Raw genomic sequence first — 10,037 nt, 5'->3', positions numbered from 1 at the left:
AATTTCCATGTGAAAACTGATTATTATGCGGTATTAATCTCCCTTTCGGGAGGCTATCCCCCTCTTTGAGGTAGGTTACCCACGTGTTACTCACCCGTCCGCCGCTAATCCACTCCCGAAGGAGCTTCATCGCTCGACTTGCATGTGTTAAGCACGCCGCCAGCGTTCGTCCTGAGCCAGGATCAAACTCTTAATTTAAAAGTTTTTATGGCTCTGTTGAAAATCAATACTAACTTCGCATTTCTACGTCAAACCTTTCGCTGTGGTGCTCATTTACTTAAGTAAACTCTGCTCCTCGCTCTAGGTTTTCCTTGAACTACTCGTTATTATTGATTTCAGAAAATTGATATTAACTTCGCCCAGCTTCGTCAAACACTTCACTGTGGTGCTCAATTACGTTAGTAAGTTCCGCTCCTCGTTCAGCATTTTCCTCGCTGTACTCGTTACTATCAATTTTAGTATATTACTAAATGTAATACACCAAATTACGAAATTACTTTTTTAGCTGCTCTCGCAGCTCAAAAGAATTGCTGGTTTATTCTAAATAAGTTGTACTTATATCTTCCTCTGTTTAATTTTCAAGGATCATTTTGCTGCCTCACTTCGACAACTTTTATAGTATATCATCTTTGTTCCAACCTGTCAACTAGTAATTTACTATGAGTTAAACATTCTAAGTTATCGTTCAGTTGCGACAGGAATTACATTTTATCACATCTATTTTATTATGTCAATTAGTAATTTATTTCCAGGTTGTTCATTACATTATATATTCTTTTAATAATATAATTAGTAACTATCCTTGGCTGTACTGGCCGCTTCTCGAAGCGACAAGTGATATCTTATCATATATGCAGATACAAACAATAGTAATATTCGGTGTTTACCATACAATATTATAGCAATACCTCATTATGCTTCTATATACCCAATAATTCATATAGTGACACACCTGACATAGTTTGCTGAAAATAAGTATTACCTCTCAATTAGTATTAGTCAAATCTCCGACCTACTAGTATCAGTCAGCTCATTATGAAAAAGAGATTAGCAATTAACTGCTAACCCCCTTTTTATCACTTTATGTTGCTAACCACATCATTTAATACACTTTTTCTAAGTACATACTGCTCCTTATATATATTTGAATTGTTGGCATTTGGACTATATTCATTGATAATTTTTAGATTGCTGACAAGTGCCTCCTTTAAGTGCTCTATATCACCTGCTGCATATGCACCAATAATACAATCTGTAAGTACAGCACCTCCTGAGACTTCTAGTGTAATTGTTTCACTTTGCATAATGTCTGCTTTAATTTGATTCCACAAATCATCTCTACTTCCACCCTCGGTAATAGTAATTCTGTCTATTTTGATACCAGCATTTCTATAATCATTTGTAATTTCCATATAATCATAAGCAATGGCCTCCAAAACAGACCTCCATAAAACAAATTGATCTGTATCCAAGGTCATGTTCAAAAAACAGCCTTTTATCTTTGAAAATTGACCATATCCACCAGTTAAATATGGCAAGAAAATCACACCATTGCATCCCGGTACAACCTTTTCTGCTCCTCTGCTAAGCAGTTTATAATAGCTATCATCAGATTTTTGACAAATGTTATCCTTAAACCAACGCAGTGCCAGGCCTCCAGTTCTAACAAATCCCCAGTAAAAATACGTATTTTCTAAAGTGCCGCTATTAAAAATCAATTCACTTCCCCTTTGACTAAGCTCTGGAATAATCCCATTTGTAGAGACACAGAACATGGCACAAGTTCCTGCAACATCTACAGCCTTATTTGCTTCAAGAATTCCACTTCCCAACATGGACTGCATTGTATCACCTGCACCGGCACAAATTGGTATTCCATGAGGGCATCCCGTTTCCTTTGCCGCACTTTCCGATAACATACCAATAATATTCCAGGGCTTTACAATCTTAGGCATATAACTTTTAGCTATCCCTAATATATCAAGCTGTTTATCAGACCATTCCTTTTTATATACACAATATCCAAGGCCCCATCCTGACATAGTTCCCCAATCAACAAAAGCGTCCTCACTTTTTAAACCTGCAAGATTCATCAGAATATAGGGAGCATTATGGACAAACTTTTTGCCTCTTTTTTGAAATTCTTTATTATTTGCTAAGATCCATCTTGCATGCAGTGCTGGAAACATACAGCTTGGATCAGCATTTCCCGTTTCCTTTCCCCAAATATCAAGATTCAATTTCTTAAGAGCTTCAGCATCACTCTGTGTTCTTGAATCCAGATAGTTTATATAAGGTGTAATTGCCTTTCCACTTTCGTCTATACCCACAATTCCACAAATAATTCCATCCCCCATTATTGCTTTAATTAAGCTAGGATCAATTCCTTGCTTTTTTAACTGTTCTACACACTGTTTCATACCAAGTTTTGTAAGTAAAAGATATTCATCTGCATCCATATCAACCCATCCTGGATGAGGATATTTCAAAGTTGTCCTATTTAACGATTTTGCTACACATTTCATATTTTTATCATATACAGCAACCTTTACGCTTTGAGTTCCTGCATCAAAAGCAAGATAATAATGTTCCATTTTATATATTTAGTGAGAGGTATATAAAAATTGCAATCTCCCCCTAAAGTTCGCCTCTTTTCTTTATCATACTATCTAACGTTTAATTTTAAGCAAACTAAAATAACCCCTAGGATCTCCTAGGGGATTGTAAACATAATAAACATATACATTTTGTTTATCCACCTTCTTTCATCCAGACTATACTGTCGGCTTCGGAATCTAACCGAATCTGCCATATGGCTTGCGGGCTGTACCGCCGATAGGGAATTTCACCCAACCCCGAAGGATATTCTATATAACTTTACCATTAATATATCATTGTACTTTTTCTCTGTCAATGTTCATATATTGCCATAAACTACGCTATTTCATACAATCAAATACTTTCTTAAAAAATCCAATGACTTAGATATTATTTCACATGTTCTATCATTATCATTAAATAAAACTCTTTACTAAATCGTTTATACCAAATCCTAGATTGTCTTTTACTCCATTCTCAATATCGAGCAGCATCTTAGTGTCATTTTCTCTATACTTTTTATAGTCCTCATTAAGCACAGCTAGATATTTTTCAAATTCTCCTTGAATCGGCTTAATTATCTTACAATACTTTTTTGTAAGTTCAATACATCTAATAAAGCTGCACTTTACTTTCTCATCCTCCTTTAAAGATTTTACAAATTTAATGTGATTACTTACTGCGATATTTTTAGCACTATCATCATAGTTCAATAGCTTTTTAACTTGATTACCTATCGTTGTTTTAAATTCATCTAATTTATCATCTTCAAAATCTTTTAATTTTCCTATTGGATAATCACTTTCATCTACTTCCTCAGCAGAATCTAAAAATTCCACAAGCTTTAACCATACCTTCTTCTTTTCATCATTATCAATTGTAACGTCTAAAAATGGCTCATACATAACGACAAACATTTTTCCAAAATTCCCTGGAAATATTCTAAGCAAACTATTTGATATAAGCTCTTTTTTATCATCTCTAGACAGTTCCAGCGTTTCCCGCAGCTTTTTGATTTGTTCTCCTGAATACTTATAATCATCTGGATTTTTTTCCATAAGACTTGATATGATCAACTTACTTTTTTCTAGATAACTTATATTCTCATCTATTTTTTCTAAAGCGTCCATTAAAGCTTCCTGCAGTCCTTTTTTACCTGCAATTACATCCTTTATGCCTTTTATTGGTATATCTAAAGTTCTAAGTGCTCCTATTAAATTTAATCTAATAATATCCTCATCTGAATATTCTCTATAATTGTTTTCAACATTTTTTAAAGGATTAATCAAACCTTCACTTTCGTAGTATTTAATAGCCTTCTTAGTAAGTCCAGTCTTCTCTGCTGCAATTTTTATATTCATATATATTTCCTCCCACCAATATCAATAAATCTTACTTTTATATTAATGGTATCCCTAAGGTACATGTCAATATATTTTCTAATAATAAAAAAGAGTAAAGCACCTATTCTCAAACAATTAGTACTTCACTCTCTTAAATTTAAACCAATTATATTACTCTACAAGTGCAATCATTTTCTTTCCAAATAACATATTAGTTAAGGCAATAGCACGTCCAACACCGATAACTGCCACTAAAGTTCCAAGGCCAATTCCAACAATTTTCCCAGCACACACCAAACCAATAACTATAGTAATTATAACACTTGATATATCTGTTATATTTTTTGCTAGTCCTAGTCCTTTCTTAATTCGCTGAGCTAATGCCTGTGTAAAACCATCTGCAGCATTTGGGACAATCTTCATTCTAACTGTAATATATGCTCCAATTCCAGTTAGAATAATTGCTGCTGCAAGCAAAAGCAAATTCATTATTAAATTATCACAATTTATGACTATCATATCATTAAAAATATTAATTATACGGCTAAATACAATACTCATGGGAACCTGTAGTAAGTCAAATGGACGAAATTCCTTTCCACGCAGCGCTGCTTGTCCAGCTACACACAGTATGTAAATACACATAGTTGCATTTCCCAAATTTATATTCCAAATTTTTGAGATGGAATAAGGTATTGAAATTATAGGTGATACTCCCAAACCTGTTTTTGTATTCAAAATAATTCCTAATGCAAGTATCACAAGTCCTATACAGTACATCATTCCTCGATAAAATTTCTTCATATGCATTCCTCGATTCTTACTTTTGTATGTTTTATATAAATACTGACAATACTATTATATCATATTACTCTTATACTCCGTTTTTAATACTGGAAAATATTTCTAATTACTGTCAAACCTTTTCTTTAGCATATTTCCAATATTCAAACAGGATAATATATTTCACAAAGGGCAATATATAAATGGTCATTATTTAAGGAGGTGTCTATATATGAGCATATTAAATGGAATTTGGGGAAAAGATGATGATAATAAAAGAGATACTGATGAGGATGAAGCAAAACTTCGTCTCCGTAAGGAAGAACTTGACATTACTAAAAATAAAGTTCAAAAAGGTGAGGTAGAGCTTAGCAAAGAAATCATAGAAGAGAAAAAAAGTGTAGATGTCCCTGTAACACATGAAGAAGTCGTAATTGAAAGAAGGAACCTAGACAATGAAGCCTCTGATTCTCCTATAACTGATGAGGAAAGTATTAAAATTCCTGTCAGTGAAGAAAAAGTTGATGTAAATAAGCACACAGTAGTATCGGGAGAAGTTTCAGCTCATAAGCGTGACGTAGAAAATACAGAGCATATAGATGAAACTCTCAAACGAGAAGAAGCTAAAGTAAATAAAATTGGCGATCCTAATGTAGTTGACAGTACAAGTAACCAGAGCTAGTTAAATTTGAGACACCCCACAAATTGTACACAATTCGCGAGGTGTCTTTCTAAACAATTGGAGGACAAAATTTATGGTAAAGATAAATAATAATATCAATAGTACAACTCTTCAAATTAAAAAAGAACAGCTTGATATAGCAAAAAAGTTGATACAAACAGGAAATGTAAAAATTCATAAAGAGACTTTCACAGAAGAAAAAAATTTTACTGTACCTGTTGTACACGAAGAACTTATAATTGAGAAAGAGACCTTTGCCTCAGCTGATGTACAACGTAAAAATAGTTCTACTGAATTTATACGTATCCCTTTGAGCGAGGAACAGGTGGAATTTGTAAAACACAAAGTCATCTTAGAAGATGTATCCATATATAAACAACAAATTGAAGAGATAAAGCATATTGAAGAAACTTTAAAAAAGGAGAAAGCTAAAATTAAAGTCTCTGGATCTCCAAGTGTGATTAACAATAAAAAATGAATTATACTATCTTTTCAATAAATATCTTTACAAGTTCTGGATCAAATTGAATACCTGCGTTCTTAATAAGTTCTTCTACAGCTATCTCTTTTGATAAAGCACTTCTATAAGCTCTCTCACTTGTCATAGCATCAAAAGCATCTGCTATTGCAATTATTCTTGATTTTAATGGAATTTGCTTCCCTTTAAGCCCTTTAGGATATCCCTTTCCATCCCATCTTTCATGATGTGCTAGAACATATTCTGACATTTCCGCCATATTATTAACAGAACTTAAAATACGATAGCCTATTTCTGGATGCCGTTTAATTTTTTTCCACTCTTCATCGGTAAGTTTATCTGGCTTATTCAAAATATTCTCATCTATAGCAACTTTTCCTATATCGTGTAACAATCCTACAGTTTTTAATTCTTGTATTTCACCATCCGGTAGATTCATAGCCTTTCCTAAAAGATTACAATATTCAGATACCCTATGAGAATGTTGTTCCTCTCTTTTATTTTTTTCATGCAGTGTATTTATAATGGCCCCAATTGTTTCTCCTCTCATACTTGGGCTCTCAAAAAGCTTCTTTTTATACATGAAATCCTCTGCTTTTTTCAGTACTTCAAATACATCCTCCTCATCATGGCACTTTGTTGCAAATCCAAAAGAAATTGAAAGATTTATTGACTCTACCTTCTCCTTTGAAGCTAATTCAGAAATACGCTTAAGTATTTTGTCCGCTTCAAGTTCATTTGTTTTTGGAAGCAGTATTACAAACTCATCTCCTCCTACACGTGATATTATACCTTTATCACCACATGCATTAAGCATTACCACTGAAACCTTTTTCAACAATTCATCACCAGCAGCATGTCCAAAGGAATCATTTATTAACTTTAATCCATTAACATCAGCCATAACGATAGTAAGAGGAAGATTTTCTTTGTCATTTAATCTTTCAAGCTCTTCTTCAAAAAACCTCCTATTGTATAGTCCTGTAAGTTGATCGTTATAACTTAGAAATTCAATTTTCTTTTGATTTTTTCTTTCATCTGTAATATCTCTGCTTATTGCAATAATCTCATTTTCTCTACATTTAATTATCCGAAGTTCATAATATTTCCTGCCTGCTGGTATATCAATTTCGTATTCAAAACTTTCCAAAGAATTATTTTTAAGAGCAGCTTTAATTTTCTCAAAACCAGTTTCAGCTATTTTAGGTGGGAGTACATCCCAAAGAGTTTTGCCTATGAACTCATTTTTAGGCATTATTAGCAAAGAAGTATCTTTTACTTGACAGTCTTTGAAAACAGCATTTTCATCTACAACAAAGATAATATCTGGAATAGCGGTTACTATTGCCCTATTTCGTTCTTCACTTTTCTTTAAATTTTCTTCACTTTTCATTAGTCTATAATATTGACTTCGAAGTTCTTCTTCTATTGCAGCTAATTCATTATAAGAAGCCTCTATTTCTTCATTTGATACCAATAACTCCTGTTTACTCTTTTTCAAAGCATCATTTGCTTCTAATAGTTCCTTTGTACGTACAGCAACTCTTTTTTTAAGAGTTATATTCCATAATAGCAATAGAAGTATACTTGCCGCTGATGCCATTATCAGGCTTCTATACTCTATTACTGTCTGATAGAAGGTTTTTTCTTCATAGACCCCCAGCCACTTATTATATATTTCATCATATTTTCCTGTAGCCTTAAGTACTTGCAGTCCTCCATTAAGAGCAAATAATAAATCTTCATTTCCTTTTTTTACAGCAATACAGTAATCATCAGGATTAATAACTAATCCATTACCCTTTATATTTGAAATTTTATCTTTTTTCATAAAATAATGACCTATTATAGTTGAAACTACTGCATAGTCATATTTGTTCATAGAAACAAGTTTAAGTGCCTCCTCAGATGAATTAACTTTAACAAAATTAATGCCAAGATTCTGTTTTTTTAGATATTCTCCTGATATCTCATCTGCTTCAACTACTACTGTCTTTCCTCTTAACTGACTTATGTTCTTTATACTTTTTCCCTTCCTTGTAAATACATCAGCACTAGTTATTGAAGTTTTTGTTGTGAAGGAATAGAGTTTTTCTCTATCCTTAGAATAGAACATACCTGATATAACATTTATTTTGCCATTTTCCAGTTCATCCCTAATTTCACTCCAGACGCCTAGTTTAATCTTTACCTTAAATCCCATAGCCTCCGCTGCTGCTTTAGCAAGTTCTACATTAAAACCAGTTGGATTCCCATTTTCATCTATGAAACTATATGGTGGATAATCTTCATCATCGCCTATTATTATTGTTCTATCTGCCTTTTTTTCATCATTACCTAGTGCCTTGTAAACAGTTTCTTTATTAGGATTCACACTTTCTTTATTATCAGCAGACACTGCTTTTCCAAAATTATTACCCAATAAACAAGTTACTATTGTAATAAATACTATAATAAAAACTTTATGTTTTATTCCAATCATGCTTTCCTCCTTCACAGTCATTTATATTCTGCTGTTGCATTGAAAAGTATGTATGTTTTTACATTTATTTTTATATCAAAATAATACATTTTTTATAAGTATATCAGATTTATTAAACTTCTACACTAATATTTTTTACAATTTAAAATAAAAATACACTTAAATCACTGCATATCTTTCTATCTAACAAGGTATTGGTGTCAAAATTTCAACTTGTGGAATTTGAGGCACATCATCTGATGTTTCTATTTTAGGAAATTCCTTCTTCAACCTTTCCATAGCCATTCTAATATAAATCGAAAAATCACTATCATACTTTCTATAATGATAGTGATTTTTTTATAACTTATCCTAGTTTAATTTTGCTTTGGTTATCATTGTCCTGCTCTAGCATATCAGCTGGAACCTTTTTCTTAAGTGTAAGCATAGTAACACCTGCAATTACCAGTGATACAGCCAAGCACATATATGCCGCTGTATAAGATCCTGTACTAGTTTTTATAAATCCAACAAAATAAGGTCCAGTAAATCCTCCTAAATTTCCTATAGAGTTAATTAAACCAGTAGCACCAGCTGCTGCAGGACCAGATAAAAATGATGTAGGTACTGCCCACCATACTCCCATTCCTACATATACACCAATGGCAGTAACACAAGTGAATATAAAGCTTAATACAGGATTAGAAGTCAAAGCTCCCAATGCCATACCTACAGCACCAATAAAAAGTGGAATAGCTATATGCCATCTTCTTTCTCCTGTCTTTGAGGTAGAATTACCATTAATTATGAAACCAATAAGTGCTGCTGTCATTGGTATTATAATTAGCCAGCTGACACTAGAATTACTCAATCCTGATACTGATTTGAGTACTGTTGGCAGCCAAAATCCAAATCCCCAAAATCCTGTAACCCACATAAAATATATAAAACATAACTTGAGAACTGTCTTATCTTTTAAGGCTTCCCATAATGTATATTTCTTTATTGAATTTTTTACAGCAATTTCTCTTTCATATTCTGTTCTTATTGTCTTCTTTTCTTCTAAAGTTAACCAATTAACATCTTCAGGCGAATCCTTGAGCCAAAAAATAAGAATGATTCCATAAATAAAAGCCATAGTTCCTTCTAAAATAAATAACATCTGCCAACCTTTAAATCCAAAAGCTGCAATACCTAATATTATGCCCGCTAAAGGAGAACCAATAATACTTGAAACCAGCATTGAAGTTAAAAGTATTGAAAGTGCCTTAGGCCTCTCCTTTGCATTAAACCAACGAGGAACAATAGCTGAGTAACAAACTGGATAAAAACTTGCTTCTGCAGCTCCTACTAAAAAACGAACAATATAAAATTGAAGTTCCGTATGCACAAAACCCATAAGAGCAGTAACTATACCCCAAGTAAGCATGATTCTAACAACCCATTTACTTGGACTTCGCTTCTCCGCAAATACAGTTCCAGGTACCTCAAACACTACGTACCCGAAAAATAGAATTCCTGCTCCCATTCCAAAAACCTGAGCAGTAAATCCCAGATCTTTATTCATCGTCAAAGCAGCATAGGATATATTGAGTCTGTCAATATACGCCAGCATAGATGCGATAAACAATGGCAAAATAACATTTAAATATTTTCTTTTAGTAACACTACCTTTAATATTCATAAGATAAA

At 32.9% G+C, this 10,037-nt stretch carries 7 protein-coding genes, 1 rRNA gene and 1 riboswitch; of the genes, 2 read left to right on the top strand and 6 right to left on the bottom strand.

The window, feature by feature from the left end; genetic code table 11:
- The 4 genes from WY13_RS04525 to WY13_RS04510 form a co-directional block, all read right to left on the bottom strand.
- Positions 1-198: ribosomal RNA gene (locus WY13_RS04525) — 16S ribosomal RNA — on the bottom strand; the annotation flags it as partial.
- Between the two features lie 878 nt (positions 199-1,076).
- The gene (locus tag WY13_RS04520) at positions 1,077-2,594 is read right to left on the bottom strand and encodes an FGGY-family carbohydrate kinase (RefSeq protein WP_063554513.1); all 1,518 of its coding nucleotides are present in this window, start codon (positions 2,592-2,594) and stop codon (positions 1,077-1,079) included.
- 159 nt (positions 2,595-2,753) lie between these two features.
- Positions 2,754-2,867, bottom strand: a riboswitch (FMN riboswitch).
- 147 nt (positions 2,868-3,014) lie between these two features.
- Complete coding sequence (locus WY13_RS04515) at positions 3,015-3,959, bottom strand: MerR family transcriptional regulator (RefSeq protein ID WP_063554512.1); 945 nt, start codon at positions 3,957-3,959, stop codon at positions 3,015-3,017.
- 153 nt (positions 3,960-4,112) lie between these two features.
- Entirely contained in the window at positions 4,113-4,745 is a 633-nt protein-coding gene (locus WY13_RS04510; RefSeq protein ID WP_063554511.1) for a DUF6198 family protein, read from the bottom strand.
- A 211-nt stretch (positions 4,746-4,956) separates the two neighbouring features.
- Here WY13_RS04510 and WY13_RS04505 point away from each other — a divergent pair, with 211 nt between their 5' ends.
- Both WY13_RS04505 and WY13_RS04500 read left to right on the top strand, forming a co-directional pair.
- Positions 4,957-5,406, top strand: a complete 450-nt coding sequence (locus WY13_RS04505; protein ID WP_063554510.1) for a YsnF/AvaK domain-containing protein — start codon at positions 4,957-4,959, stop codon at positions 5,404-5,406.
- 73 nt (positions 5,407-5,479) lie between these two features.
- Positions 5,480-5,884, top strand: coding sequence for a YsnF/AvaK domain-containing protein (locus WY13_RS04500; protein ID WP_156498960.1), 405 nt, complete (start codon positions 5,480-5,482; stop codon positions 5,882-5,884).
- 1 nt (position 5,885) lies between these two features.
- Here WY13_RS04500 and WY13_RS04495 read toward each other — a convergent pair whose 3' ends face one another.
- Positions 5,886-8,366 carry an HD domain-containing phosphohydrolase gene (locus WY13_RS04495; RefSeq protein WP_063554509.1) on the bottom strand — a complete coding sequence of 827 codons (2,481 nt, stop codon included), beginning with the start codon at positions 8,364-8,366 and terminating at the stop codon, positions 5,886-5,888.
- Between the two features lie 346 nt (positions 8,367-8,712).
- Positions 8,713-10,029, bottom strand: coding sequence for an MFS transporter (locus tag WY13_RS04490; RefSeq protein WP_063554508.1), 1,317 nt, complete (start codon positions 10,027-10,029; stop codon positions 8,713-8,715).
- Positions 10,030-10,037 lie beyond the last annotated feature (8 nt).

It is taken from the genome of Clostridium ljungdahlii (genome assembly GCF_001636845.1).
Taxonomy (GTDB): domain Bacteria; phylum Bacillota; class Clostridia; order Clostridiales; family Clostridiaceae; genus Clostridium_B; species Clostridium_B ljungdahlii_A.
Note: the sequence above shows the minus strand (reverse complement) of the source record. Positions and strands in the feature narration are given on the sequence as shown.

What these genes read in the sequence shown, in the direction of transcription:
- WY13_RS04520 (WP_063554513.1), bottom strand. Translation starts at nt 2,594, where the DNA reads ATGGAACATTATTATCTTGCTTTTGATGCAGGAACTCAAAGCGTAAAG.
- WY13_RS04490 (WP_063554508.1), bottom strand. Translation starts at nt 10,029, where the DNA reads ATGAATATTAAAGGTAGTGTTACTAAAAGAAAATATTTAAATGTTATT.
- WY13_RS04495 (WP_063554509.1), bottom strand. Translation starts at nt 8,366, where the DNA reads ATGATTGGAATAAAACATAAAGTTTTTATTATAGTATTTATTACAATA.
- WY13_RS04515 (WP_063554512.1), bottom strand. Translation starts at nt 3,959, where the DNA reads ATGAATATAAAAATTGCAGCAGAGAAGACTGGACTTACTAAGAAGGCT.
- WY13_RS04505 (WP_063554510.1), top strand. Translation starts at nt 4,957, where the DNA reads ATGAGCATATTAAATGGAATTTGGGGAAAAGATGATGATAATAAAAGA.
- WY13_RS04500 (WP_156498960.1), top strand. Translation starts at nt 5,480, where the DNA reads ATGGTAAAGATAAATAATAATATCAATAGTACAACTCTTCAAATTAAA.
- WY13_RS04510 (WP_063554511.1), bottom strand. Translation starts at nt 4,745, where the DNA reads ATGAAGAAATTTTATCGAGGAATGATGTACTGTATAGGACTTGTGATA.